This window comes from Pseudomonas sp. NFACC43 (genome assembly GCF_900119645.1).
In the GTDB taxonomy this organism is placed as follows: domain Bacteria; phylum Pseudomonadota; class Gammaproteobacteria; order Pseudomonadales; family Pseudomonadaceae; genus Aquipseudomonas.
Genome location: NZ_FPKK01000005.1, coordinates 338,512 through 364,720, shown reverse-complemented (window position 1 = coordinate 364,720; position 26,209 = coordinate 338,512). Strand labels below are relative to the sequence as shown.

Below are 26,209 nucleotides of genomic sequence, written 5' to 3'. Positions count from 1 at the left end.
ATCAACGCCCTCTGGATCGTCGTCGCAGCCGTGGCCATCTACCTGGTCGCCTACCGCTACTACAGCCTTTTCATCGCCAACAACGTGATGCAACTCGACGCGCGCCGGGCCACTCCCGCCGTGCTCAATAACGATGGCCTGGACTATGTCCCGACCAACAAGCACATCCTCTTCGGCCACCACTTCGCGGCGATTGCCGGCGCGGGGCCGCTGGTCGGGCCGGTGCTGGCGGCGCAGATGGGCTACCTGCCCGGCACGCTCTGGCTGATCGCCGGCGTGGTGCTGGCCGGTGCGGTGCAGGATTTCATGGTCCTGTTCCTGTCCACCCGCCGCAACGGTCGCTCCCTGGGCGACATGGTGCGCGAGGAAATGGGCCGTATCCCCGGCACCATCGCGCTGTTCGGCTGCTTTTTGATCATGATCATCATCCTCGCGGTGCTGGCGCTGATCGTCGTCAAGGCCCTGGCCGAGAGCCCGTGGGGGATCTTCACGGTGATGGCGACCATCCCGATCGCGATGTTCATGGGCATCTACATGCGCTACATCCGTCCGGGCCGCATCGGTGAGATTTCCCTCATCGGCGTGCTGTTGCTGCTGGGTTCGATCTGGCTGGGCGGGCAGGTGGCCGCCGATCCGGTCTGGGCCAAGGCCTTCACCTTTACCGGCGTGCAGATCACCTGGATGCTGATCGGCTACGGCTTTGTCGCGGCGGTGCTGCCGGTGTGGCTGATCCTGGCGCCGCGGGACTACCTGTCCACGTTCCTCAAGATCGGTACCATCGTCGCCCTGGCGATCGGCATCCTGATCACCATGCCCGAGCTGAAGATGCCGGCGCTGACCCAGTTCACCGACGGCACCGGCCCGGTGTGGAAGGGAGGGCTGTTCCCGTTCCTGTTCATCACCATCGCCTGTGGCGCGGTGTCGGGCTTCCATGCGCTGATTTCATCGGGCACCACGCCCAAGCTGCTGGATAACGAAGTCAATGCCCGTTACATCGGCTACGGCGGCATGCTCATGGAGTCCTTCGTGGCGATCATGGCCATGGTCGCCGCTTCGGTGATCGAGCCGGGCGTGTACTTTGCCATGAACAGCCCGGCGGCCATCGTCGGGACCGACGTGGTGGCCGTGGCGCAGACCGTCAGCAACTGGGGCTTTGCCATCACGCCGGACGCGTTGCAGGCGGTGGCCAAGGACATCGGCGAAACCACCATCCTGGCCCGCGCCGGCGGTGCGCCGACCCTGGCGGTGGGTATCGCGCAGATCCTGCACTCGGTGCTGCCGGGTGAGAACACCATGGCGTTCTGGTACCACTTCGCGATCCTGTTCGAAGCGCTGTTCATCCTCACCGCGGTGGACGCCGGCACCCGTGCCGGGCGGTTCATGCTGCAGGACCTGCTGGGCTCGTTCGTGCCGGCCCTCAAGCGCACCGAATCCTGGCCCGCCAACCTGATCGCCACCGCCGGTTGCGTGGCACTGTGGGGCTACCTGCTGTACCAGGGCGTGATCGACCCGCTGGGTGGCATCAACACCCTGTGGCCGCTGTTCGGCATCTCCAACCAGATGCTGGCGGGGATCGCCCTGATGCTCGGTACCGTGGTGCTGATCAAGATGAAGCGCCAGCGCTACGTCTGGGTCACGCTGCTGCCGGCGACGTGGCTGCTGATCTGCACCACCACCGCGGGCCTGATCAAGCTGTTCGACGCCAACCCGGCGATCGGCTTCCTGGCCCTGGCGCGCAAGTACAACGATGCCCTGGCCGCCGGCCAGGTCCTGGCCCCGGCCAAGAGCGTGGAGCAGATGCAGCACGTGGTGTTCAACGCCTACACCAACGCCACGCTGACGGTGCTGTTCCTGTTCGTGGTCTTCAGCATCCTGTTCTACGCGCTCAAGGTCGGCATCGCCGCCTGGGGCACGAAAGAGCGCACGGACAAAGAAGCGCCATTCCAGGCCCTGCCGGACGCGTAACCAGAGGATTGCAACGATGTTCAATGACTTGAGTCGCCTCGGTAAATACCTCGGTCAGGCCGCCCGCCTGATGGTCGGCATGCCCGACTACGACAACTACGTCGAGCACATGCAAACCAAGCACCCGGACAAGCCGCTGATGGACTACGAGGCGTTCTTCCGCGAACGCCAGGAAGCCCGCTACGGCGGCAAGGCCGGGCCCAAGTGCTGTTGAACCGCTGATTGCCGGCGGATGATGCAACCCTTGTGGGAGCGAGCCTGCTCGCGATGGCAGTGGGTCGGCTGACGATGATGTCGCTGATCCACCGCTATCGCGAGCAAGCTCGCTCCCACAGTTGTTTCTGGGGGCTCAAGAGGTGCATACACCTCAGACCCCTTTGTAGGATGACCTCAGGATTTGCTTACGCCACGGATCCCTTGTGGGAGCGCGCCTGCTCGCGATGGCAGTGGGTCAGTTGACGATGATGTCGCTGATCCACCGCTTGTGAGCAGACTTCCCCCCAACATCAGTCGTTTCCGGGGAAGGGGGGCGTGTAAGCGCACCCTCACTCCGCCAGCAACACCGCCGCATCGAAGCCCACGCGCAAGTTGCCCCAGTGACGACCGCCAAAGAAGAACGGGACGTCGATCTCGGTCATGATTTCCCCGGTATCGCGCAGGTAGGTCTGCAGCAGGAAGCGCTGGACGTTGCCTGCCGCACGCAGGCCAATGGGGTCGTTGAAGATTCGCTTGTTGCGGCACACCGGCAGATCCACCGCCCGGTCACCGGTCGGTGGCTTCGAAACCCAGCTGTTGTTCACCGGGCAATACCCCTTGCTGTCGACAATGAACGAAACCTTGCCCCCCGGCGTGCTGCGGGTGAGGGTGTCGCAGGCTTCCTGGCAGACCTGGGCGAAGCGTTCGGTGTAGCGGGTCATGTACTGCTTGGGATCGGTGCCCGGGATCAGCTGATAACTCTGGTCGAACAGATCGAGCCCCTCGTCCAGCAGTGCCTGCAGGCGGACCTGAAGGGTGTCGCGGCATTCGCTGGCCCGGGTGATGGCGGCGTCCAGCTTGCCATGGCCGAGCACGAAGCGGCCCAGCAACGCCTGCACCCGCTCGGCCACGCCGGACAGGTCGCGGGTGGCGGTCGCCGAATGCTGCATGCGCTGATCGATGGACTGGCTGTCGGCGTGGATCTGGGTGACTCGCTCGTTGATGCCGGTGTTGGCATCGGCGAACTGCTGGATATGCTCGGCGATGTCCGCCAGCTTGCCATTGGTGGACTCGAAGTCGCCGATCATGCTTTCGAAATGGCCGGAGGCGCGCTCCACGACTTTCTGGGTTTCCCGGGCGCTGTGGCTGATCTGGGTGGTCTGTTGATGGGTGGAGCTGACTTCTTCCAGCATGGCGTCGATGTTGCGGGAGATATCGTCGGTGGCCCGGCTGACGTTCTGCGCCAGGGTCCGCACCTCATCGGCCACCACGGCGAAGCCTCGGCCGCTTTCGCCGGCCCGGGCGGCTTCGATGGCGGCGTTGAGCGCCAGCAGATTGGTCTGGGCGGAGATCTGCTGGATCAACCCGACGATGGACTTGATGCTCGAGGAGCGCTGGTTCAAGGCGTTCACCAGCGTGGCGAACTCGTTGAGGCTGCTGGAGATTTCGCTGATGTTGCCGGTCACTTCGAGCAACTCGGCGTAGGAGTCGCGGGCCATGCTCAGGTTCTGGGCGGTGGTGCTGGAGATGCCCTGGGTCTGGCGCGAGACTTCCTCGATGCGGCCAACGGCGCTGTTGCTCTGGTCCATCACTTCCTTGGCGAAGCGTGCCTGGTGGGTAGCGCTGTCACTGGAATCGCTGATGTTCTTGAGCGAACGCGCCGATTCCACGGCGATGTGTACGGTCAGGGCCTGGACGTTGCTGATGATTTCCCGCTGCTTGGCCAGGAAACGGTTGCACGTGCCTGCCAGTACGCGGATTTCGTCGTGGGTCACCAGGGGCAAGTCCTTGGACAGGTCGCCTTCGCCGTTGGCGATTTCCTCCAGGGCCTTGGTCATGGCTGTGACCGGGCGCACGATGAGATGGCGGAAGTACCAGACCATGAAGCTGATCATGCCCGCCGTCAGTAACGTACCGAACAGCAGCGCGTGGGTCAGGCTGTCGAGTCGCCCCTCGATCTGCCCCAGCAAGGCGGCGTCCAATTGGGCATTGCGCAACTGCAGCACGATGTCCGCACGGGCGCTGAGGGCGACCCAGTACAGCAACCCGCTGACCACGACCAGTAGAAAAAGGCTCGACAGCTTTTTAGTGAGGGTATCGAAAAAACGCATTTCGATAGACTCGTACAAGTCCTTTAACGTCTGCATACCGTCGCTCCTGGGCGGAAAAATCTTTTAATGGAATACATTCGACCGAAAGCGCCAAAGCTTTAGGCGGGGAAGGGCTATTTGATATCACTCTGCAAAAGTCGGCCCGATTCATAGGGTTGGAAGGCGATGGGTTTGATGGAAAAGATTTACTGGGAATTATTCTCAAAGTATATTCGCTCTCATTAACGTTCCCTCCCATGAGTGCCCTTTCTTGAAGCGTTCCATCCCTTTCGCTAACCGCAGCGCATTCTTCAAGCGTGTGCTGCCCACGCTGTCCTGCTGCCTCATCGCCAGCCCCTTGTGGGCGCAGGATTCCCTTGAGCTGCCCACCACGGATATCCAGGGCACCCGCATCACTCAGGAGGAGGGTTACACGGCATCGCAAGCCAGCACGGCGAGCAAGAGCGATGTACCGATCAAGGAAGAGGCGCAGTCCATCAATGTCGTCACCCAGCAGACCCTGGATGACTATCAGGTGCGCTCGCTGAACGATGCGATGAAATTCGTCAGCGGTGTCAGCCAGGGCAACACCCTGGGCGGCTCGCGGGACTCACTGGTCAAGCGCGGCTTTGGTACCAACGACGATGGCTCGATCCTGCGCGATGGCGTGCGCTCGAACCTGGGGCACAATTTCAGCGCCACCACCGAGCGGGTCGAGGTGCTCAAGGGGCCGGCCTCGTTGCTGTATGGCGCGCTGGAGCCGGGCGGCCTGATCAACGTGATCAGCAAGAAGCCCGAATATACCCAGGGCACCACGCTGAGCGGCTCGGCCTACAGCGAAGGTGGCGGCACCATGGCCCTGGACACCACCGGACCGCTGGGCGATACCGGGTTGGCGTATCGCTTGATCGCCGAGCGCGGCCATGAAGATTACTGGCGCAACTATGGGGTCAACGAGAGCACGCTGGTGGCGCCATCCCTGGCTTGGACGGGGGAGCGTGCTTCGTTGAACCTCAGTTATGAGTACAACGAATACTCCAGTCCGTTTGACCGGGGTACGGTGTTCAGGAACGGGCACCCGGCGGACATCGACTACGACAAGCGCCTCGATGAGCCTTGGGCCAAGAGCGTGGGGATTCGCGAAACGGCGACGGCGCGGTTCGAGTATGAGTTGAGCGACGCGTGGAAAACGCGGGTTACCTATGGTTGGAACAATGATCGGTACAGTCTTTCGATTGCGCAGCCGAGTCTGTCGAAAACCGGTGTTTTTCAGCGAGCCGCCAATGGCGCTCATTACGACGACGAAACTCGTTATGCCAGTTGGGACTTCATCGGTAAACAAGAGCTGCTTGGTCAACGTCATGATTTGTTGTTAGGCGTTGATAATCAGGTTTCCGATCAGTTCCGTGGCAAGACTTACCGTGGAAAGGCTCAGGCTGGTTTCGATATCACATCGCCGGTTTATGGTGGCCTGGCTGAGCCCAGTGTGATCAGTCCAACTCAAAGCGACCTGAGCAACCAGTTGAATTCCAGTTCGGTCTATTTGAAGGACAACTGGCACCTCGATGATCGCTGGATTTTGGTATTGGGAGGTCGTTATCAGCATTACGATCAATACAGCGACCAGGGACTTGGTAGTGACTACCAAGTCAACCGCGATGACAACGGTGACGCCTTCGTACCCTTCCTTGGCCTGGTCTACAAAGCCACCGACACCCTGTCGCTGTACGGCAATTACAGCCGGTCGTTCAAGCCAAATGATACGGTTGACGACGCCGGCAATACCTTCGATCCGGAAGAGGGCCGCAGCTATGAAATTGGCGCCAAGTACGATCCGTTGCCGGGTTTGAATATTAACCTTGCGCTGTTCGACATCGTGAAGAAGAACGTCGTGACGTCCACCACCGTCAACGCTGTGACACTGTCGGAAGCCGCCGGTAAGGTCGGCTCCCAAGGCCTGGAACTCGACATCACCGGTCGCCTTTCCGACCGCTGGGACCTGATCGGCACCTACGCCTACACCCATACGGAAATCCTCGACGATCCGGATGACGAAGGTCACCGTCTCGCCGACGCTCCGAAACACACCGCCAGCCTCTACCTGAGCCACCACCTGAACGTGCCGGCCGAATTCGGCGCCTGGCATGCGGGAGCAGGGGCGCGTTACGTCGGCGAACGCGCCGCCAACAATGCCAACGATTTCTGGCTGAGCAGCTACACCGTCGCCGATGCCTTCCTGCGCTGGGAATCTCCGGTGCTGGGGCACAAGACCTCGTTGCAGCTGAACGTGGACAACCTGTTCGACAAGCAGTACTACCCGTCCTCCACCGGCAGCGAGCTGCAGGTCAACGTCGGCGAGCCTCGTACCGCACGCCTGAGCGCCAGCGTGACATTCTGATCGCGCTGCGCTGAAACCGAAAAGCCCGGGTTTTGTCCCGGGCTTTTTCATGGTGTCGCAGGCTAAGCCGGGGTGCCGCCGACGGGGGGCTTCGCCGCGTCCTGCCTGACGCCTGACCTGAGGGCGTGGCGAAGCTTCAGCGCCGGTCGCTCCACCAGGTAATAGGACACGCCGCTCAATGCGAACGACAGCACCAGTACCGCCGTGATGATCAGCGCGTTGTACTCCACCGGCCAGAACGCCCGCAGTACGTACATCACCACGAAGTGGTTGAGGAACACCCCGTAGCTGATATTGCCCAGCAGTTCGTCCAGCCGATGAGGCTTGTGCCTGGCGAGCAGGAATACTGACGGCAGGCCGAGGGCGATGCCGAGGGTGACTTCCGCGTTGAAAGGACGGCGGGGAATGAACCCCATGGCAATGCCCAGGCACATCAACCCAGCCACAGCCGCGGTCATCGACGCGATCCACAGGCCCTTGGCTTGGGCCCGGTACAGGTAGCTGCCACAGAGGAAAATGAACAGCACGCCCGGGAGCAACCGGTAGCCGTATATATCCGTGTCGAGGTAGCCCAGCGAGGCAACCAGGAAGATCGCCACGGACGCCGCGAATGCGATGCCCCGCGCCCTGTAGCGGATCAGGAACGGGATCAGCAGGTAGAAACACATTTCCATGCCCAGGGACCAGGCCGGCGGCAGGATCTGCGGCACGGTGATGCCGAACATATAGAAACCCAGCGGTACGATCGGCAGGCTGGTGGCGACGTTTTCCAGGGTCAGGGCCGCGGCCTGGGGTGTGCCGGGCAACAGGAAATGAATCACCACGCAGGACAGGGCGAAGTAAAGCAGGAACTGAGGGTACAACCTCAACAGCCGGTCGATGTAGAACAGGCCAATCTGCCCATCGCTGCCGTAGTTGCGTTCGATCAGGGAGGTCATCACGAAGCCGCTGATGATCAGGAAGGAAATCACGGCCACCACGCCGGGATTGAAGCCCATGAACGTCACGCCCATATGAGACATCGCCACCAGCATTGCCAGCAGCAACCGAAAGACCCCCACGTGCATCATCCTTAATCAGAGTTGATCCGTTTGCGCGATACGTTATTGGGCTTTGCGGGCAGTTGACAGCCGTTTGCGCGACGGCGGCGGGCCAGTGGGGACAATTGTCACTTTTGACACACATGGGCTTGGTTCGATTGCCGGCTTGCAGGGAGGCCGAAATCGCCAGTGGGTAGTAATTTCCCCGTTTCAGGGCATCAAGCGCCCTTCATCCGTTTCGCTGCACCGATTCGACCCGTTTGCGATGTCCTGGTCAGGCGCCGTGCAGGGCTTTGCAGCCTTATCAGGTGCTTTTCGCCGCTCAAACGAATAAAAATTTCACGGTTACGCCATTTTGCGCCGGTTTTTCCAGCGAAAGCGCCTAACCTCGAGCTTGGGCACAGCCTTTGCTACGGCTTGAGTCAGTGGCCACCGAACCGGGGGCTTCCATGGAACAGGCTCCTACAGAACAGACACCCACAGAACAGAGGAGAGGGGCACTACGCAGAGTTGAAGGGGGCGCACGTCTTCCAGACGCAAAGGCCAGATCAGCGACCGACATCCATGAGGTGCTCATAGAACCAGGGCTCATCAAACAAGGCTCACCCAAACAGGCAAGGCCGCACTATTGGAATGACGCAGTGATAAGAAATGCCGTGTAGAACGCGGCTGGGAGTTGGCTATGCCCCGAGCTTTTTTCAATGAAATGTATGACGCCAAGGGTGACTGCCGCCCGCATTACCAAGCCTTCGCACGCTGGTTGGCGGACACGCCGACCGAGCTGCTCGAGCAACGCCGGCGCGAAGCCGACCTGCTGTTCCATCGCGCCGGGATCACCTTCACGCTGTATGGGGACGAGCAGGGTACCGAGCGGTTGATACCGTTCGACATCATTCCGCGCAGCATCAAGGCCAGTGAATGGCAGACGGTCGAGCGCGGCTGCATCCAGCGGGTCCAGGCCCTGAACATGTTCCTGGCCGACATCTATCACGACCAGCGCATTCTCAAGGAGGGCATCATCCCGGCCGAGCAGGTGCTGGCCAACGAGGGTTACCAGATCGCGATGCAGGGCCTGAACCTGCACCGGGGCATCTATGCCCATATCGCCGGTGTCGACCTGGTGCGTGACGGCGATGGCAGCTACTACGTGCTGGAAGACAACCTGCGCACCCCCAGCGGCGTGAGCTACATGCTCGAAGACCGCAAGATGATGATGCGCCTGTTCCCCGAACTGTTCGCGGCCCAGCGCGTGGCCCCCATCGATCATTACCCGAACCTGCTGCTCGACACCCTCAAGAGCTCCAGCCCGCTGGACAACCCCACCGCCGTGGTCCTGACCCCCGGCCGTTTCAACAGTGCCTATTTCGAACACGCGTTCCTGGCCCGGGAAATGGGGGTGGAACTGGTGGAAGGGGCCGACCTGTTCGTGCGCGACGACCATGTCTACATGCGCACCACGGCAGGTCCCCAACAGGTGGACGTGATTTACCGTCGTCTCGACGATGCGTTCCTCGATCCGCTGTCGTTCAACCCCGACTCCATGCTGGGCGTGCCCGGGCTGATCGCCGTGTACCGCGCCGGCAATGTGGTGCTGGCGAATGCCGTCGGCACCGGCGTGGCCGACGACAAGTCGATCTACCCCTACGTGGACGAGATGATCCGCTTCTACCTCACCGAAGAACCCATCCTCAAGAACGTGCCCACCTGGCAGTGCCGCAAGCCCCAGGACCTGTCCCATGTGCTGGCCAACCTGCCCGACCTGGTGGTCAAGGAAACCCAGGGCTCCGGCGGCTACGGCATGCTGGTGGGGCCGGCGGCGACCGCGGCGCAGATCGAAGACTTCCGCGCCCGCCTCAAGGCCCGGCCGCAAGACTACATCGCCCAACCGACCCTGAGCCTGTCCACGTGCCCGACCTTTGTCGAGAACGGCATCGCCCCGCGTCATATCGACCTGCGTCCGTTCGTGCTGTCGGGCAAGGAGACGCGCCTGGTGCCCGGGGGGCTGACCCGCGTGGCGCTTCGCGAGGGCTCGCTGGTGGTGAACTCGTCCCAGGGTGGCGGTACCAAGGACACCTGGGTAGTGGAGGATTAAGACATGCTTTCAAGAACCGCTTCGGACCTCTACTGGATGTCCCGCTACCTGGAGCGCGCCGAGAACCTGGCGCGCATGCTGGAGGTCAGCTACTCGCTGTCGCTGATGCCCCAGGCCGGGCGTAGCGACGGGCACGCCGAGCTGGCGATGTCATTGCTGGCCGCCGGTACGCTGGACGACTACAACGCTCGTTATGGGGCGCTCGACAGCGAACACATGCTGCATTTCTTCGCCCTGGACGACACCAACCCCGGCAGCATCTACAGCTGCCTGCGGGCGGCGCGGACCAATGCCCACGCCGTGCGCGGACGCATCACCGCCGACATGTGGGAAAACATCAACGCCACCTGGCTGGAAATGCGCAACATCGCCGGCAATGGCCTGGGACGCTACGGCATCAGTCATTTCTGCGAATGGGTCAAGGAACGCTCGCACCTGTTCCGTGGGGCGACGTCGGGCACCATCATGCGCAACGATGCCTACTGTTTCATTCGCCTGGGCACCTTCATCGAGCGGGCGGACAACACCCTGCGGTTGCTGGACGCCCGCTACGAAATGTATGGCGAGGAGTCGGAGGAGGTCAGCGACAAATCGGCGCGCGGCTACTACCAGTGGAGCGCGTTGCTGCGGGCCCTGTCTTCCTTCGAGGCGTTCAACGAGATCTACCGCAATGCGCCGAATGCCGAGCAGGTCTCGGAAATGTTGCTGCTGCGCGCCGATGTACCGCGCTCGTTGCTCGCCTGCATCGAGGAACTCGACCACATCCTGGCCAGCCTGCCGGGCAACAATGGGCGCCCGGCCCAGCGCCTGGCCGCGGAGCTGCACGCACGCCTGCGTTATTCCGGGATCGACGAGATCCTGGCCTCGGGCCTGCATCTGTGGCTGACCGACCTTATCGACCAGATCCGCCACCTGGGCCAGACCGTCCACGAATCCTATCTGGAGGTCGTATGAAACTTTCCATACGCCATGACACCACCTACCGCTACACCGACGAGGTGTGCACCAGCATCCAGTTCCTGCGCCTGACGCCCAAGGACAGCCAGCGCCAGCGCATCCTGCAATGGCACCTGGAGTTGCCGCGCCTGGTGCGCAGCCAGCTCGACCCGTACGGCAACATCCTGCATGTGATGACCATGGACGAGCCCCACGGCGCCTTGGTGCTCACGGCCTACGGTGAGGTGCAGATCCACCAGGCGGTGGAGGTGGAGCCGGATGACCAGTCGCCATTGCCGTTCCTGCGTACCAGCCGTCTCACCCAGGCGGACGACGCCCTCGGTGCCTTCGCCGAGGAACAATGCGCGGGCCGACGCGATCGTGCCGCCTTGACCGCCCTGATGGACGGCCTGGTGGCCCGCATGCCCTACAGTCCGGGTACGACCGCGGTCAACAGCACGGCCGCCGAGGCGTTTGCCGGCGGCTCGGGTGTCTGCCAGGACCATACCCACGCCTTTCTGGCGTGCGCCCGCAGCCTGGGGATTCCGGCACGGTATGTCTCGGGCTACCTGTGCACCGAGGATGAAAGTCACCTGGCGAGCCACGCCTGGGCCGAAGCCTGGCTGGGCGATGGCTGGTACAGCTTCGATGTGACCAACCGCCTGACCCGCCCGGACCGGCACCTGAAGCTGGCGGTCGGCCTGGACTACCTCGATGCCTGCCCGGTGCGGGGCATGCGTCGTGGAGGCGGGGCGGAGCAGATGCAGGCCCGGGTGCAGGTGAGCTCCATGGTCCAGGTCCAACATTAAGTGCTGTTCGAAAAGCCCTGATACTCGGTGATGCGGCGTCGAAAACCGCCTCGGAATGCTCGTTTACGCCAGTAAATTCAGCTTCCCTGGCGGTTTTTGCCTGGCCTGACCTTTGTCTCTGAGGACTTTTCAAATGGCGGCTGGGGAGCCGGGCGGGGAGACCTGCCCGGGCATTGCAGCCTAACCGACCCCGCGCAGGTGCTCCATGGCCCATACGGCGGCCTCGACCCGCGAGCGCAGGCCGAGCTTGTGCAAGAGGTTCTTGACGTGGACCTTCACCGTGCCTTCGGTGATGCCCAGCTTGTGGCCGATGACCTTGTTGCTGTAGCCGGCCGCGATGGTCTTGAGCACCTGGCGTTCGCGCTCGGTCAGGTCCACGTCGGCCTGGCGGGGCGGGGAGCGCAGGGCCTGGGCCATGACGCGAGTCAGCCCGGGACTGATAACCAGGGCGCCCTTGAGCGCATCGCGGATGTACTGCACCAGCAGCTCGGGCTCCATGTCCTTGAGCAGGTAGCCATTGGCGTCCAGGCGCAGGGCATCGCGAATGTCGTCCTCGGCATCGGACACGGTGAACAGCAACACCTTGCCGCTGTAGTTCATGGCGCGCAGCCGACGCAGGGTTTCGATGCCGTTCATCTGCGGCATGTTGTTGTCCAGCAGCACCAGGTCGGGCTTGAGCGGTTCGATCAAACACAGGGCTTCTTCGCCATGGCTGGCTTCGCCGACGATCTGCAGGTCGTCTTCGAGTTCGAGCATCTGGCGAATCCCGCGACGCATCATCGGATGGTCGTCGACCAGTAGCAGGGTGTGGCGCAGGGGGGCGTTCATGTGACGGTGCCTTCGGTGTGTTGGCCCAGGAATTCCGGCTGGAAGCACACCTGGATACGGGTGCCCTGGGGTGTCCGGGAGAGGATCTGCAGCTGGCCGCGCAGGCTGCGGGCCCGTTCGTTCATGATGTTCAGGCCATGGTGTTCGCGCTGGTCCACTTCGCCGCTGAAACCACGGCCATCGTCTTCGACCGACAATTGCACCGTCTCGCCTTCCTGGCGCAACTGCAGCCAGGCATTCTCGGCGTGGGCGTGGCGCAGGCAGTTGGACAAGGCTTCACGGGTGATCTGCAGGATATGGATCTGTTCGCTGGCCGACAGCTCGAAAGCCAGTGTGTCGATGAACAGATGGACCTGGAAGTCCCCGCGGCTGGAGAACTCCGCGGCGGTGTCCTTGAGCTCTTCCACCAGGCCGTCGTCGTGGATCTGCAGGCGAAACGTGGTCAGCAATTCCCGTAGCTGGCGATAGGCGTTGTTGAGTCCTTCGCGCAGCTCGCCGGTCACCGCTTCCAGGGTTTGCACCGGTTCGCCACGACGCATCAGGGTCTGCATGCGGCTGACCTGCAGTTTCATGTACGACAGGGCCTGGGCCAGGGAGTCATGCAGCTCCCGGGCAATGATGGTGCGTTCGTCCAGCAGCAACAGGCGATGGTCCTGCTCGCGCTGGCGCTTGAGGGACAGTGACGTGCCGATCACGTTGGCCAGGGCCTGGATCAGTTCGGTCTCCCAGGGTTGCGCCGTATGGCCGTCGACGAAATGCGCCTTGAGCTCGCCCAGTTCGTTGCCCTGGTTGCTGATGCTGAAGGTCTGTGGCCGGGCACCATGATGCTTCTGACAGGTGGCACAGTCACTGCTGGCACAGACTTCGCGGTTGTTGGCGCCATGAATCGCCAGCAGTTGCCGCGCGGGGGCCTGCAGTTGCCCTTGCAGGCAGAGCGACAGGCGCAGGCCCGGCAGCCGCTGCTGGAAACGACCGATCAGCTCATCCAGGCCCTGGGCGTTGGCCTGGCGCGTGGCGAGGCTGCGGCTGCTCTGGTACAGCAGTTCCAGGGCGGCATTGGCGTGTTGCAGGTTCAGGGTTTTCTGGCGGACCTGTTCTTCCAGGGTCCGGTGGGACTGCTCGATGGTTTCGGCCATGGTGTTGAAGCTGGTCGCCAGTTGGCCCAGTTCATCCTCGGACTGGTGATTGACCCGGACCTGGAATTCACCACGGCGAAAACGCTGGGTCGCCTCCACCAGTTCCTGCAACGGCGTGACCACGCTGTATTGCAGTTCGTACAAGCCGATCAGCAGGATGATCATGGTGCTGAACAGCGCCATGCCCTGGATCGTCTGTTGCCAGCCCTGTTTGTGCTCGCTCTGGCGTTGCAGCAGGGTGACGAACTGGTCCAGCTGCGCGACGAAGGAATCCGCGCTGGCCTGCAAGAGCGCCGAGTCGCCGCGCTCGACGGCGGGGCGCAGGGTCTCGTCCCAGCGTTGCAGAAGGTCACGATAGCTCTGGTTCAGGGCAGTTGTCGGGCCGTCCTCCAGCACGGCGCGAAGGGAAGGGCTATTGAGGCGTTGCTGCAGGCTGTCGACGATGGCCGGGATGGCGGCGGTGTCGCCCGCCGCCAGTTTCCAGCTCAGGTGATAGGTCTCCATGCGCACCGAGCCGGCGGTGTTGATCGCTGCCGCATCGCCCTGGCTGAACCAGGCGATCAATCCGGCGCTCAGGGAACTGGCCAGGGCAAGGATGGCAATCAGGATGACTGCTACCGCGGCGCGCGCGGGCAGGGAGCTGCGCAGCCAGCCCATCATTGCGGCTGGCCCTGGCGCAACAGCGGTAAAACGAGCATAGGGTGCCTCGGATCGAGGGTGTTGCAGCCGATCCCGGGCGCACTACCTCTAAAGAGTTGTTGGCCGTTCCGTTTCCATAAAAGCTTCGGCCAATTCGTTCAAGCTATTGATAAACAAAGGGTTCAATCAATTTCAGGGACTACCTCCTTGGAGGTAGGTGGGCCAAGCATAGGCCCATACCCCCGGGAGGCTCTTTGACTCACGTCAAGTTTTTGCGGGGTAGGCATCACTAGTCTGCGCTCATCGAACTGATGGGAGCATCGTGATGCGAGCGCAAGTGCAACAAGGGTTGGTACTGGGGATGAGTACCCTGGCCTTCACCGTGTGCTTCATGGTCTGGATGATGTTCGCGGTGCTCGGCGTTCCCATCAAGGAAATGCTGGCCCTCAACGAAACCCAGTTTGGCCTGCTGGCCGCCACGCCGGTACTGACCGGTTCGCTGGTGCGCCTGCCCCTGGGGCTGCTCACCGACCGTTTCGGCGGGCGCATCGTGTTCTTCCTGCTGATGCTGTCCTGCGTACTGCCGTTATACCTGATCACCCTGGCCACGGCCTTCTGGCAGTTCCTGGTCCTGGGGCTGTTCGTCGGCCTGGCCGGCGGTTCGTTTTCGGTGGGCATCGCCTACGTCGCCAAGTGGTTCGACAAACAGAACCAGGGCTTTGCCATGGGCGTCTTCGGTGCCGGCAACGCCGGTGCGGCGGTGACCAAGTTCCTTGCGCCGGCCTTGATCGCCCTGGGCTCCTGGCACCTGGTGCCGAAGGTGTTCAGCGCGATCCTGTTCCTCACCGCGCTGTCGTTCTGGTTCCTCACCGCCGAGAAAAAAGAGCACCGCAGCGCCAACGGCGCCAGCCTGCGCGAACAGCTCAAGGCCCTGAAAGAGCCGGCCGTGTGGCGCTACTGCCAGTACTACTCGATCGTGTTCGGCGGCTATGTGGCCCTGGCGCTGTGGATGACCAAATACTACGTGCAGGAATACGGTTTCAGCCTGCAGAGCGCGGCGCTGCTGGCGGCGTGCTTTTCGCTGCCCGGTGGTGTGCTGCGCGCCGTCGGTGGCTGGATGTCCGACCGCTGGGGTGCCCAGAGCGTGACCTGGTGGGTGTTGTGGGTCAGCTGGATCTGTCTGTTCCTGCTGTCCTATCCCCAGACCCAGCTGCAAGTGCAGACCGTCAACGACATCGTCGACTTCCACATCGGCCTCAACGCCACCCTGTTCACCGTGCTGCTGTTCGTGATGGGCATCGCCTTCGCGTTCGGCAAGGCCTCGGTCTTCAAGTACATCGCCAACGACTACCCGAAAAACATGGGCGCGGTGTCCGGCATCGTCGGCCTGGCCGGCGGCCTGGGCGGCTTCGTGCTGCCGATCATGTTCGGCGCCCTGGTGGACCTCACCGGCGTGCGCTCGTCCTGCTTCATGTTGCTGTACGGCGTGGTCTGGGTCTCCCTCATCTGGATGTACTTCAGCGAAATGCGCAAGCGCCCGCTGCTAGGCAAGCGCCAGCCCGCCAGCCAACCCCCGTTTTCCAGCATTGCCCAAGGAGAAGAACATGTCCGTTCTGCAAACGCCTGACAAAGGCCCGGTCATCCATGACTGGCGCCCGGAAGACCCCGCCTTCTGGGGCAGCAGTGGCAAACAGACCGCACGGCGCAACCTGTGGATCTCGATCCCGGCGCTGCTGCTGGCCTTCGCCGTGTGGATGGTCTGGAGCACGGTGATCGTGCGCCTGAACGCCATCGGCTTCAGTTTCAGCACCGACCAGCTGTTCTGGCTGGCGGCGCTGCCGGGGCTGTCCGGTGCCACCTTGCGCATCTTCTATTCGTTCATGGTGCCGATCTTCGGCGGTCGGCGCTGGACCGCCCTGAGCACTGCATCGCTGCTGGTGCCGGCGCTGTGGATGGGCTTCGCGGTACAGGATCCGGGCACGCCCTACAGCGTCTTCGTGCTGATCGCATTGCTCTGCGGTTTTGGCGGCGGCAACTTCGCCTCCAGCATGTCCAACATCAGCTTCTTCTATCCCAAGTCCCAGCAGGGCACCGCCCTGGGCCTGAACGCCGGGCTGGGCAACCTGGGCGTCTCGGTGATGCAGTTCTGCGTGCCGCTGGTGATCTCCTTCGGGGTGTTCGGCTTCATGGGCGGCGAACCCCAGGTATTGGCTGACGGCAGCTCGCTGTGGCTGCAGAACGCCGGTTTCATCTGGGTGCCGTTCATCCTGGCCGTGACCCTGATTGCCTGGTTCGGCATGAACGATTTGTCCAGCGCCCGGGCCTCGTTCAGCGAACAAGCGGTGATCTTCAAGCGCAAGCACAACTGGCTGATGTGCTGGCTGTACCTGGCGACCTTCGGCTCGTTCATTGGCTTCTCCGCCGCGTTCCCGCTGCTGATCAAGACTTCGTTCCCGGAAGTCATCGCCCTGAAATTCGCCTTCCTCGGCCCGCTGGTGGGCGCCCTGGTGCGGCCGCTGGGTGGTTGGCTGGCGGACAAGCTCGGCGGTGCGAAGGTCACCCTGTGGAACTTCGTGCTGATGATCGCGATGGTGTTCGGCGTCATGCACTTTCTGCCCCAAGGTGGCCAGGGCGGCAACTTCTACGGCTTCCTGGGCCTGTTCATGTTGCTGTTCATCACCACTGGCGTGGGCAACGGTTCCACGTTCCGCATGATCCCGGTGATCTTCCGCACCCTGCATGAAAAAGCCGCCCTGGGGAAAAAGCCCGAGGTGCGCGAGCAAGCGCTCAAGAACGCCGGCAAGGAGTCGGCCGCGGTGCTGGGCTTCAGCTCGGCCATGGGCGCCTTCGGTGCGTTCTTCATTCCTAAATCATTCGGCACTTCGATGGCCCTGACGGGCGGTCCGGAGATGGCCTTCTACATGTTCGTCGGCTTCTACCTGAGCTGCATCGTGGTGACCTGGTGGTGGTATGCCCGCAAGGGCGCCGCGACACCTTGCTAAGCCGAACCTAAACCTGCCTGGGCGGGGCGCAGACCCCGCGGAGCAAGCCTGAGAGGAAGACACTGTGAGTCATTTACTGGATCAACTGCGGTTCTTCAACCGCAAGCAAGGCGAGTTTTCCGACGGTCACGGCGAGACCCGCAAGGAGTCCCGCGACTGGGAAAACGTCTACCGTTCCCGCTGGCAGTACGACAAGATCGTGCGTTCGACCCATGGAGTGAACTGCACCGGCTCGTGCTCGTGGAAAATCTACGTCAAGAACGGCCTGATCACCTGGGAAACCCAGCAGACCGACTACCCGCGCACCCGCAACGACCTGCCCAACCACGAACCTCGCGGTTGCCCTCGCGGCGCGAGCTACAGCTGGTACATCTACAGCGCCAACCGGCTCAAGTACCCGAAGATCCGCAAGCCGTTGCTCAAGCTGTGGCGCGAAGCCCGGCAGACCCTGCCGCCGGTGGAGGCCTGGGCCAGCATCGTCGAGAACAAGGCCAAGGCCGACGCCTATAAAAGCAAGCGCGGCATGGGCGGCTTCATCCGCTCCAACTGGGAAGAAGTCAACGAGATCATCGCCGCCGCCAACGTCTACACCGTCAAGACCCATGGCCCTGACCGGGTGGTGGGTTTCTCGCCGATCCCGGCCATGTCCATGGTCAGCTACGCCGCCGGCTCGCGCTATCTTTCGCTGATCGGTGGCGTGTGCCTGAGCTTCTATGACTGGTATTGCGACCTGCCGCCCGCTTCGCCGATGGTCTGGGGCGAGCAGACCGACGTGCCGGAATCGGCCGACTGGTACAACTCCAACTACATCATCGCCTGGGGCTCCAACGTCCCGCAGACCCGTACCCCTGATGCCCACTTCTTCACCGAGGTGCGCTACAAGGGCACCAAGACCGTGGCGATCACCCCGGACTACTCGGAAGTCGCCAAGCTCACCGACCTGTGGCTCAACCCCAAGCAGGGCACCGACGCCGCCCTGGCCCAGGCCTTCAACCATGTGATATTCAAAGAATTCCACCTGGACAAGCCCAGCGCCTATTTCACCGAATACGCCAAGCGCTACACCGACCTGCCGGTACTGGTGATGCTCAAGCCGATGCTTGGCGCTGCACCAGGCGCGGGCTACCAGCCGGACCGTTTCCTGCGGGCCAGCGACCTGACCGACAACCTCGGCCAGGACAACAACCCGCAATGGAAAACCATCGCCCTGGATGCCAACGGCGAGCTGGTTTCCCCCCAGGGTTCCATCGGCTATCGCTGGGGCGAGAAGGGCAAGTGGAACATCCTGCCCCGTGAAGGCGGCGAGGGGCGTGAAATCGACCTCAAGCTGAGCCTGATCGGCGGTGACGTCGCCGAGGTGGCGTTCCCGTACTTCGCCGGCGAAGCCCAGGAGTACTTCCAGCACGTGGCCGGTGATGCGGTGCAGTTCCGTCGGGTGCCGGTGCACAGCGTGGTGCTGGCCGATGGCAGCGTGGCGAAAGTCGCCACTGTATTCGACCTGTCGGCGGCCAACCTGGCCATCGACCGTGGCCTGGGGGGCGCCAACGTCGCCAAGGACTACGACGACGCCTCGGTACCCGGTACGCCAGCCTGGCAGGAGCAGATCACTGGTGTGAGCCGCGAGAAGGCGATCCAGATCGCCCGCGAGTTCGCCGACAACGCCGACAAGACCCGGGGCCGCTCGATGATCATCGTCGGGGCGGCGATGAACCACTGGTACCACATGGACATGAACTACCGCGGGCTGATCAACATGCTCATGCTCTGCGGTTGCATCGGCCAGACCGGCGGCGGCTGGGCCCACTACGTCGGCCAGGAAAAGCTGCGTCCGCAATGCGGCTGGCTGCCCCTGGCCTTCGGCCTGGACTGGAACCGTCCGCCCCGGCAGATGAACGGCACCAGCTTCTTCTATGGCCATAGCTCGCAATGGCGTCACGAGAAGATGAGCATGCACGACGTGCTTTCGCCCCTGGCCGACAAGTCGCAGTTCCCCGAGCACGCCCTGGACTACAACATCCGCGCCGAACGGGCCGGCTGGTTGCCCAGCGCGCCGCAACTCAACACCAACCCGCTGCACATCTGCCGCGATGCCGCCGCCGCGGGCCTGGAACCCAAGGATTATGTGGTCAAGTCGCTGCAGGACGGCTCCCTGCGCTTTGCCTGCGAGCAACCGGACAGCCCGGTGAACTTCCCGCGCAACATGTTCATCTGGCGGTCCAACCTGCTGGGCTCCTCGGGCAAGGGCCACGAGTACATGCTCAAGTACCTGCTGGGCACCAAGAACGGCGTGATGAACGAAGACATCGGCCAGGTCGGCGACTGCAAGCCCACTGAAGCCGAATGGGTCGACGGGGGTGCCATTGGCAAGCTCGACCTGGTGACCACCCTGGACTTCCGCATGTCCTCGACCTGCGTGTATTCCGACATCGTCTTGCCGACCGCTACGTGGTACGAAAAAGACGACATGAACACCTCGGACATGCACCCGTTCATCCACCCGCTGTCCGCCGCCATCGATCCGGCCTGGGAATCTCGCTCGGACTGGGAAATCTACAAGGGCATCGCCAAAGCGTTTTCCGCCATGGCCGTCGGACACCTGGGCGTGGAAAAAGACCTGGTGACCGTACCGTTGATGCACGACAGCGTTGGCGAACTGGCCCAGCCGTTTGGCGGGACCGACTGGAAAAGCGCCGGTGTGGCGCCGGTACCGGGCAAGAACGCACCGAACCTGCAAGTGGTGGAGCGCGACTACCCCAACATCTACAAGCAATTCACCTCCTTGGGCCCGATGCTGGAAAAACTCGGCAACGGCGGCAAGGGCATCAACTGGAACACCGACGCTGAGGTGAAATTCCTCGGCGAGCTCAATCATCATGAAGTGGACGCCGGTATCAGCCAAGGGCGGCCGAAGATCGACAGCGCCATCGACGCCGCCGAAGTGATCCTGTCCCTGGCTCCGGAAACCAACGGCCATGTGGCGGTGAAAGCCTGGGCGGCGCTGTCGGAATTCACCGGCATCGACCACAGCCACCTGGCCGTCTCCAAGGAGCATGAGGCCATTCGCTTCCGCGACATCCAGGCCCAGCCGCGCAAGATCATTTCCAGCCCGACCTGGTCCGGCCTGGAAGACGACCATGTGAGCTACAACGCCGGCTACACCAACGTCCACGAGTCGATTCCATGGCGCACCATCACCGGTCGCCAGCAGTTCTACCAGGATCACCCGTGGATGCAGGCGTTCGGCGAGCAGCTGATGAGCTATCGGCCTCCGGTCAACACCCGCACCATCGCCGGCGTGAAGGGCAAGCGCGGCAATGGCGAGACCGAGATCGTTCTGAACTGGATCACCCCGCACCAGAAATGGGGCATCCACAGCACTTACAGCGACAACCTGCTGATGCTGACCTTGAGCCGCGGCGGGCCGATTGTCTGGCTTTCGGAGATCGACGCCAGGCGCGCCGGCATCGAGGACAACGACTGGATCGAATGCTTCAACGCCAACGGCGCGCTGACCGCCCGGGCGGTGGTCAGCCAGCGGGTCAAGGAGGGCATGGTGATGATGTACCACGCCCAGGAACGGATCGTGAACGTGCCAGGTTCCGAAACCACCAAGACCCGCGGTGGCCACCACAACTCGGTGACCCGCGTGGTGCTCAAGCCCACCCACATGATCGGTGGCTATGCCCAGCAGGCCTATGGCTTCAACTATTACGGCACGGTCGGTTGCAACCGCGACGAATTCGTCGTGGTGCGCAAGATGGCCAAGGTCGATTGGCTCGACGGTTCCAGTGGCGATGATCTGCCGCGTCCACTGCCAACCGATATCGAGGAGAACTGAGATGAAGATTCGCTCACAAATCGGCATGGTCCTGAACCTGGACAAATGCATCGGCTGTCACACTTGCTCCATCACCTGCAAGAACGTCTGGACCAGCCGCGAAGGGATGGAATACGCCTGGTTCAACAACGTCGAGTCCAAGCCGGGCATCGGCTACCCAAAGGAATGGGAGAACCAGGACAAGTGGAAGGGCGGCTGGGTCCGCAACGCCGACGGTTCGATCAATCCGCGCATCGGCGGCAAGTTCCGTGTGCTGGCGAACATCTTCGCCAACCCGGACCTGCCCAGCCTGGACGATTACTACGAGCCGTTCGATTTCGACTACCAGCACCTGCACACCGCGCCACTGGGCGAACATCAACCCACCGCACGGCCGCGTTCGGTGGTGTCCGGCAAGCGCATGGAAAAGATCGAGTGGGGCCCGAACTGGGAGGAGATCCTCGGTACCGAATTCGCCAAGCGGCGCAAGGACAAGAACTTCGACAAGGTCCAGGCGGACATCTACGGCGAGTACGAAAACACCTTCATGATGTACTTGCCGCGCCTGTGCGAGCACTGCCTGAACCCGGCGTGCGCGGCATCCTGCCCGAGCGGGGCGATCTACAAGCGCGAGGAAGACGGCATCGTCCTGATCGACCAGGAGAAGTGCCGCGGCTGGCGCATGTGCATCAGCGGCTGCCCGTACAAGAAGATCTACTTCAACTGGAAGAGCGGCAAGTCGGAAAAATGCATCTTCTGCTACCCGCGCATCGAGGCGGGGATGCCGACGGTGTGCGCCGAAACCTGCGTCGGCCGGATCCGTTACCTCGGCGTGCTGCTGTACGACGCCGACCGCATCAGCGAAGTGGCAAGCACCGCCGATGAGAAGGACCTGTACGAGAAGCAACTGGAGATTTTCCTCGACCCCAACGACCCGGCGGTGATCCGCCAGGCCCTGGCCGATGGTGTGCCGCAGTCGGTGATCGACTCGGCCCAGCGTTCGCCGGTCTACAAGATGGCCGTGGACTGGAAGCTCGCGCTCCCGCTGCACCCGGAATACCGCACCTTGCCGATGGTCTGGTACGTGCCGCCACTGTCGCCGATCCAGAACGCTGCGGCCGCCGGTACCGTGGGCATGAACGGGGTGATCCCGGACGTCGACAGCCTGCGCATCCCATTGCGTTACCTGGCCAACATGCTCACCGCCGGTGACGAAAAGCCGGTCAGGCATGCCCTCAAGCGCCTGCTGGCAATGCGCGCCTACAAGCGTTCCCAGCAGGTCGATGGCGTACAGGACCTGCAAGTGCTGGCCGACGTCGGCCTGAGCGTGAACCAGGTGGAGGAGATGTACCGCTACCTGGCCATCGCCAACTACGAGGATCGTTTCGTCGTGCCTAGCGCCCACCGCGAAGACGCCATGAGCGACGCATTCGCCGAGCGCTCCGGTTGCGGCTTCAGCTTCGGCAGCGGTTGCAGCGGCAGTTCCGACACCAACATGTTCGGCGGCAAGAAGGCCAACCGCCGGGATGTGATCAAGACCGTGCAGTTGTGGGAGGAATGAACATGCGCATTCTCAAGGTGATTTCGCTGCTCCTCGACTACCCGACCGAAACCCTGGTGGCCGCCCGTGACGAACTCGAACAGGCGATTCTCCAGGCCCGGGAAATCAGTCCCGCCCAGCGTGCCGGGCTGTTCGAGCTGCTGGAGCTGATCTGCAGCCAGGATCTGATGGACGGCCAGGAACACTACGGGGCGCTGTTCGGTCGCGGCCGTTCGCTGTCGCTGCTGTTGTTCGAACATGTCCACGGTGAGTCCCGCGACCGCGGCCAGGCCATGGTGGACATGATGGCCCAGTACGAAGAAGCCGGCTTCGCCGTCGGCGTCAAGGAGCTGCCCGACTACATCCCCCTGTACCTGGAGTTTCTGTCCACCCGCGAAGACATCGAGGCCCGTGAAGGGTTGGCGGACGTGGCGCACTTGCTGGCCTTGCTGGCGGCGCGCCTGGACGAGCGGGAAAGCGCCTACGCCAGCTGTTTCCGGGCCCTGTTGCAGATTGCCGGGGCCGAACCCCAGACGGCGGTCGCCGGGCTGGCAGAGCAGGTGAAAGCCGAGCCACGGGACGACTCCCTCGAAGCCCTGGACAGGGTCTGGGAAGAAGAGGCGGTGGATTTCATGAAGGCCGAGCAGCAGCAGCGTTGCAGTTCGCTGCCGAGCGCGCCGGGCAAGATCCGGGAAGAAGGTCCGGTGCCGTTGCACTGGGTGGATTTTCAGCACGAAGGGCGGGCCGCAGCGCCAGCCGGGGAGGTGGGCAATGTCTAAATGGGATCTGTTGCTGTTCGGGGTCTATCCCTATGTGGCCCTGGCGGTCTGCCTGATCGGCAGTTGGGCACGGTTCGACCTGTCCCAGTACACCTGGAAGGCGGGCTCCAGCCAGATGCTGAGCAACCGCGGCATGCGCGTGGCGAGCAACCTGTTCCACATTGGCGTGCTGTTCGTGCTGGCCGGCCACTTCGTTGGTCTGCTGACGCCCTCGGCGATCTACCACCATGTGTTGAGCACCGAGAACAAGCAGTTGCTGGCGATGGTTTCCGGCGGTTTCTTCGGCGTGCTGGGGCTGATCGGCCTGCTGATGCTGCTCAACCGCCGCTTGACCGACCCGCGCGTGCGTGCCACGTCCAACACTTCGGACATCCTGGTGTTGGTGGTGCTGCTGGTGCAACTGGTATTGGGCTTGATGACCATCGTGGCGTCCACTGCCCATATGGACGGCTCGGTGATGGTGATGCTGGCCGACTGGGCCCAGAACACCGTGCTGCTGCGTCCGGTGGAGGCGGCCACCGCCATGGCACCGGTGGGCCTGGTCTACAAGCTCCATGTGCTGTTGGGCCTGACCCTGTTCGTGCTGTTTCCGTTCACCCGTCTGGTCCACATCGTCAGTGCGCCGGTCTGGTACCTGGGACGTCGTTATCAAATCGTTCGGCAGAAGTTCTGAGGAGAAGATCATGGCCAGTGGATGCGGATGTGGCGGTGGTAGCGGTGGCGGTGGTTGCGGCTCCTCGGCAAAAGTGCCGCCGGTGGTCGATGTGGACCCCGTCGGGGCGGCGCAGTTCGAGCCGGCCCAGGCTGGGCCGGTGGCGGTAGATGAAGCGCCGCAGTTGATTGCCAGCAGTGAGCAGCAATGGCCGATCATCAGCGTCAACGGGGTGTCCATCACCCCGCAGGCGATGGCCCAGGAGCTGCAATATCACCCGGCTGACAGTCGCGAGGAGGCGGTCTACCAGGCGGCACGGGCCCTGGTGATTCGCCAATTGCTCCAGCAGCGCATCGCCGAGCTGGGCCTGGCGTTGCAGGTCGCTGCCGGTGAAAACGAAGAAGAGGCAGCCACGCGGCTGTTGCTCGAACGTGAGGTGCAGGTGCCGCAATGTGACGAGGCCACCTGCCGGCATTACTACGAAAGCAACCGGGCGCGTTTCCACAGCGCGCCGTTGCTGGCGGTGCGACACATCCTGCTCGAATGCGCGCCGGATGACGCCGAGGCCCGCAGCCTGGCCCATGCCCAGGCCGAGTTGCTGCTCCAGCGCCTGGACCAGTTTCCCGGCAGCTTCGCCGAGTTGGCGCTGAAGTATTCGGCGTGCCCGTCCAAGGAGCAGGGCGGGTCGTTGGGGCAGATCAGCAAGGGCCAGACCGTGCCCGAGTTGGAGCGCCAGTTGTTCACGCTGCCGGCGGGCCTGGCGGGCAAGCCGCTGGAAAGTCGCTATGGCTGGCACGTGATCAGCATCGACCAGCGCATCGAAGGCCAGCCGCTGCCTTACGAAGCCGTGGCGACCGCAATCCGCACCCAGCTGGAGCAGGGCGTGTGGCAAAAGGCGCTGGTGCAGTACCTGCAGACCCTGGTCGGTGCGGCGGACATCCGTGGCATCCATCTCCAGGGCGCCGACTCGCCGTTGGTGCAGTGAACACCGGGCCAACCAGGGGGTATCCATGAACGCCGTGTTGCAGGACGGATTTGGGCGCCAGATCGATTATCTGCGGATGTCGGTGACCGATCGTTGTGATTTTCGCTGTGTGTACTGCATGGCGAAAAACATGACCTTCCTGCCGCGCCAGCAGGTACTGACGCTGGAAGAGATACATCGGCTGGCGCGCTTGTTCGTCGGGCTGGGGGTGAAGAAAATCCGCCTGACCGGCGGCGAGCCGCTGATCCGTCCCGGCATCGTCGGCTTGTGTCGCGACATCGCCGCACTGCCCGGCCTGCGGGAGTTGGTGATGACCAGCAATGGCTCGCAACTGGCGCGACTGGCCCGGCCGTTGGTGGAGGCCGGAGTCAAGCGCCTGAACATCAGCCTCGACAGCCTCGACGGTGAGCGTTTTCGGGCGATCGCCCGTAACGGCAACCTCGATCAAGTGCTGGCAGGGATTGAAGCGGCGAAGGTCGGCGGGTTTGAGCGGATCAAGCTCAACTGCGTGGTCATGAAAGGCCGCAACTTCGATGAAGTCCCGGCGTTGGCGCAGTACGCCATCGACCAACACATCGATATCAGCTTCATCGAAGAAATGCCGTTGGGGGAGGTCGGGCGTTCCCGGGGCGAGTCGTTCTGTTCCAGCGATGAGGTCCGGGCCGAGATCGCTCGCCATCACCGGCTGCTGGACAGCACCGAAAACAGCGGCGGCCCGGCGCGTTATGTGCGTTTGGAACAGCATCCGGACACCCGGATCGGTTTCATTTCCCCCAACACCCACAACTTCTGCGCCAGTTGCAACCGGGTGCGCATGACCGTCGAAGGGCGCTTGCTGTTGTGTCTGGGACAGGAAAACTCCCTGGACCTGCGCGGCTTGCTGCGCCGGTATCCGCTGGACGACCAACCGGTCATCCAGGCGGTGCGACAGGCGTTGCGCGGCAAGCCATTGCGGCATGACTTCGACCCCGGTGCAGAAGTGCAGATCGTACGGTTCATGAACATGACTGGAGGCTAAGGGCCTGCACAAACCCCGTGGCGCGGGAGCTTGCTCCCGCTGGGGGGGGCGCCGCAGGCCTGTTCTTGGTCTCACGGTCGTACCCCGATCCAATTGTGGGAGCGAGCTTGCTCGCGATGACGGCGGCCCATTGAACATCGATCTCAACTGACCCACCGCTATCGCGAGCAAGCGCGCTCCCACAGGGATAAGGGGGCTGCCAAAATGACCTTTCAAGCCTGATGGATAGTCGCCCCGGATTCTTGATATCGATCAATTGCAACTCGATCGTTTGGCCGTAATCTACAC

General features: G+C 62.8%; 18 protein-coding genes. 14 read left to right on the top strand and 4 right to left on the bottom strand.

What is annotated here, in order from left to right:
* Both BT179_RS11965 and BT179_RS11960 read left to right on the top strand, forming a co-directional pair.
* Positions 1–1,965, top strand: a 1,965-nt coding sequence (locus BT179_RS11965; RefSeq protein WP_072431146.1) for a carbon starvation CstA family protein, incomplete at its 5' end; no start/stop codon positions are given.
* Positions 1,966–1,981: 16 nt separating this feature from the next.
* Positions 1,982–2,179, top strand: coding sequence for a YbdD/YjiX family protein (locus tag BT179_RS11960; RefSeq protein ID WP_072390895.1), 198 nt, complete (start codon positions 1,982–1,984; stop codon positions 2,177–2,179).
* 331 nt (positions 2,180–2,510) lie between these two features.
* Here the strand turns inward: BT179_RS11960 and BT179_RS11955 are convergent, their stop codons facing one another.
* Positions 2,511–4,307: a methyl-accepting chemotaxis protein gene (locus BT179_RS11955; protein ID WP_072390897.1), complete on the bottom strand. Its 1,797-nt coding sequence runs from the start codon at positions 4,305–4,307 to the stop codon at positions 2,511–2,513.
* A gap of 214 nt (positions 4,308–4,521) precedes the next feature.
* On the opposite strand from BT179_RS11955, the gene BT179_RS11950 reads away from it, so the two are divergent.
* Positions 4,522–6,648 carry a TonB-dependent siderophore receptor gene (locus BT179_RS11950; protein ID WP_072390900.1) on the top strand — a complete coding sequence of 709 codons (2,127 nt, stop codon included), beginning with the start codon at positions 4,522–4,524 and terminating at the stop codon, positions 6,646–6,648.
* A 62-nt stretch (positions 6,649–6,710) separates the two neighbouring features.
* On the opposite strand, the gene BT179_RS11945 is transcribed toward BT179_RS11950, so the two are convergent.
* Complete coding sequence (locus BT179_RS11945; RefSeq protein ID WP_072431145.1) at positions 6,711–7,709, bottom strand: acyltransferase family protein; 999 nt, start codon at positions 7,707–7,709, stop codon at positions 6,711–6,713.
* A 661-nt stretch (positions 7,710–8,370) separates the two neighbouring features.
* Between BT179_RS11945 and BT179_RS11940 the strand changes: the two genes are divergently transcribed.
* The 3 genes from BT179_RS11940 to BT179_RS11930 are packed head-to-tail and all read left to right on the top strand — an operon-like array spanning position 8,371 to position 11,525.
* Positions 8,371–9,780 (top strand): circularly permuted type 2 ATP-grasp protein, encoded by a 1,410-nt coding sequence (locus BT179_RS11940; RefSeq protein ID WP_072390903.1) that lies wholly within the window; start codon positions 8,371–8,373, stop codon positions 9,778–9,780.
* Between the two features lie 3 nt (positions 9,781–9,783).
* The gene (locus BT179_RS11935) at positions 9,784–10,734 is read left to right on the top strand and encodes an alpha-E domain-containing protein (RefSeq protein WP_072390906.1); all 951 of its coding nucleotides are present in this window, start codon (positions 9,784–9,786) and stop codon (positions 10,732–10,734) included.
* Positions 10,731–11,525: a transglutaminase family protein gene (locus BT179_RS11930; protein WP_072390909.1), complete on the top strand. Its 795-nt coding sequence runs from the start codon at positions 10,731–10,733 to the stop codon at positions 11,523–11,525. Before BT179_RS11935 ends, BT179_RS11930 begins: the two co-directional genes overlap by 4 nt.
* A 180-nt stretch (positions 11,526–11,705) precedes the next feature.
* On the opposite strand, the gene narL is transcribed toward BT179_RS11930, so the two are convergent.
* Complete coding sequence (gene narL, locus BT179_RS11925; RefSeq protein WP_072390912.1) at positions 11,706–12,353, bottom strand: two-component system response regulator NarL; 648 nt, start codon at positions 12,351–12,353, stop codon at positions 11,706–11,708.
* The gene (locus BT179_RS11920) at positions 12,350–14,149 is read right to left on the bottom strand and encodes a HAMP domain-containing protein (RefSeq protein WP_072390915.1); all 1,800 of its coding nucleotides are present in this window, start codon (positions 14,147–14,149) and stop codon (positions 12,350–12,352) included. The genes narL and BT179_RS11920 overlap by 4 nt, the downstream gene beginning before the upstream one ends.
* 304 nt (positions 14,150–14,453) lie before the next feature.
* On the opposite strand from BT179_RS11920, the gene BT179_RS11915 reads away from it, so the two are divergent.
* The 8 genes from BT179_RS11915 (at position 14,454) to moaA (ending at position 25,921) form a co-directional block, all read left to right on the top strand.
* A complete protein-coding gene (locus BT179_RS11915; RefSeq protein WP_371264389.1) occupies positions 14,454–15,755 on the top strand; it encodes an MFS transporter in 1,302 nt (433 codons plus the stop codon).
* Complete coding sequence (locus BT179_RS11910) at positions 15,733–17,130, top strand: NarK family nitrate/nitrite MFS transporter (protein WP_072431143.1); 1,398 nt, start codon at positions 15,733–15,735, stop codon at positions 17,128–17,130. The genes BT179_RS11915 and BT179_RS11910 overlap by 23 nt, the downstream gene beginning before the upstream one ends.
* A 64-nt stretch (positions 17,131–17,194) precedes the next feature.
* Positions 17,195–20,968, top strand: coding sequence for a nitrate reductase subunit alpha (locus tag BT179_RS11905; RefSeq protein ID WP_072431142.1), 3,774 nt, complete (start codon positions 17,195–17,197; stop codon positions 20,966–20,968).
* 1 nt (position 20,969) lies between these two features.
* Positions 20,970–22,508: a nitrate reductase subunit beta gene (gene narH, locus BT179_RS11900; protein ID WP_072390927.1), complete on the top strand. Its 1,539-nt coding sequence runs from the start codon at positions 20,970–20,972 to the stop codon at positions 22,506–22,508.
* A gap of 2 nt (positions 22,509–22,510) precedes the next feature.
* Positions 22,511–23,266: a nitrate reductase molybdenum cofactor assembly chaperone gene (gene narJ, locus BT179_RS11895; protein WP_072431141.1), complete on the top strand. Its 756-nt coding sequence runs from the start codon at positions 22,511–22,513 to the stop codon at positions 23,264–23,266.
* Positions 23,259–23,939 carry a respiratory nitrate reductase subunit gamma gene (gene narI, locus BT179_RS11890; protein ID WP_072390933.1) on the top strand — a complete coding sequence of 227 codons (681 nt, stop codon included), beginning with the start codon at positions 23,259–23,261 and terminating at the stop codon, positions 23,937–23,939. The genes narJ and narI overlap by 8 nt, the downstream gene beginning before the upstream one ends.
* Before the next feature lie 10 nt (positions 23,940–23,949).
* The gene (locus tag BT179_RS11885) at positions 23,950–24,903 is read left to right on the top strand and encodes a peptidylprolyl isomerase (protein WP_072431140.1); all 954 of its coding nucleotides are present in this window, start codon (positions 23,950–23,952) and stop codon (positions 24,901–24,903) included.
* Between the two features lie 25 nt (positions 24,904–24,928).
* Positions 24,929–25,921 carry a GTP 3',8-cyclase MoaA gene (moaA, locus tag BT179_RS11880; protein WP_072431139.1) on the top strand — a complete coding sequence of 331 codons (993 nt, stop codon included), beginning with the start codon at positions 24,929–24,931 and terminating at the stop codon, positions 25,919–25,921.
* The last annotated feature ends 288 nt before the right edge of the window (positions 25,922–26,209 follow it).

Excerpts from the sequence above, each read along its gene's own strand:
- BT179_RS11940 (WP_072390903.1), top strand. The coding sequence starts at position 8,371 with ATGCCCCGAGCTTTTTTCAATGAAATGTATGACGCCAAGGGTGACTGC.
- BT179_RS11935 (WP_072390906.1), top strand. The coding sequence starts at position 9,784 with ATGCTTTCAAGAACCGCTTCGGACCTCTACTGGATGTCCCGCTACCTG.
- narJ (WP_072431141.1), top strand. The coding sequence starts at position 22,511 with ATGCGCATTCTCAAGGTGATTTCGCTGCTCCTCGACTACCCGACCGAA.
- BT179_RS11920 (WP_072390915.1), bottom strand. The coding sequence starts at position 14,149 with ATGATGGGCTGGCTGCGCAGCTCCCTGCCCGCGCGCGCCGCGGTAGCA.
- narL (WP_072390912.1), bottom strand. The coding sequence starts at position 12,353 with ATGAACGCCCCCCTGCGCCACACCCTGCTACTGGTCGACGACCATCCG.
- narI (WP_072390933.1), top strand. The coding sequence starts at position 23,259 with ATGTCTAAATGGGATCTGTTGCTGTTCGGGGTCTATCCCTATGTGGCC.
- moaA (WP_072431139.1), top strand. The coding sequence starts at position 24,929 with ATGAACGCCGTGTTGCAGGACGGATTTGGGCGCCAGATCGATTATCTG.
- BT179_RS11910 (WP_072431143.1), top strand. The coding sequence starts at position 15,733 with ATGTCCGTTCTGCAAACGCCTGACAAAGGCCCGGTCATCCATGACTGG.
- narH (WP_072390927.1), top strand. The coding sequence starts at position 20,970 with ATGAAGATTCGCTCACAAATCGGCATGGTCCTGAACCTGGACAAATGC.
- BT179_RS11930 (WP_072390909.1), top strand. The coding sequence starts at position 10,731 with ATGAAACTTTCCATACGCCATGACACCACCTACCGCTACACCGACGAG.
- BT179_RS11960 (WP_072390895.1), top strand. The coding sequence starts at position 1,982 with ATGTTCAATGACTTGAGTCGCCTCGGTAAATACCTCGGTCAGGCCGCC.
- BT179_RS11915 (WP_371264389.1), top strand. The coding sequence starts at position 14,454 with ATGCGAGCGCAAGTGCAACAAGGGTTGGTACTGGGGATGAGTACCCTG.
- BT179_RS11885 (WP_072431140.1), top strand. The coding sequence starts at position 23,950 with ATGGCCAGTGGATGCGGATGTGGCGGTGGTAGCGGTGGCGGTGGTTGC.
- BT179_RS11955 (WP_072390897.1), bottom strand. The coding sequence starts at position 4,307 with ATGCAGACGTTAAAGGACTTGTACGAGTCTATCGAAATGCGTTTTTTC.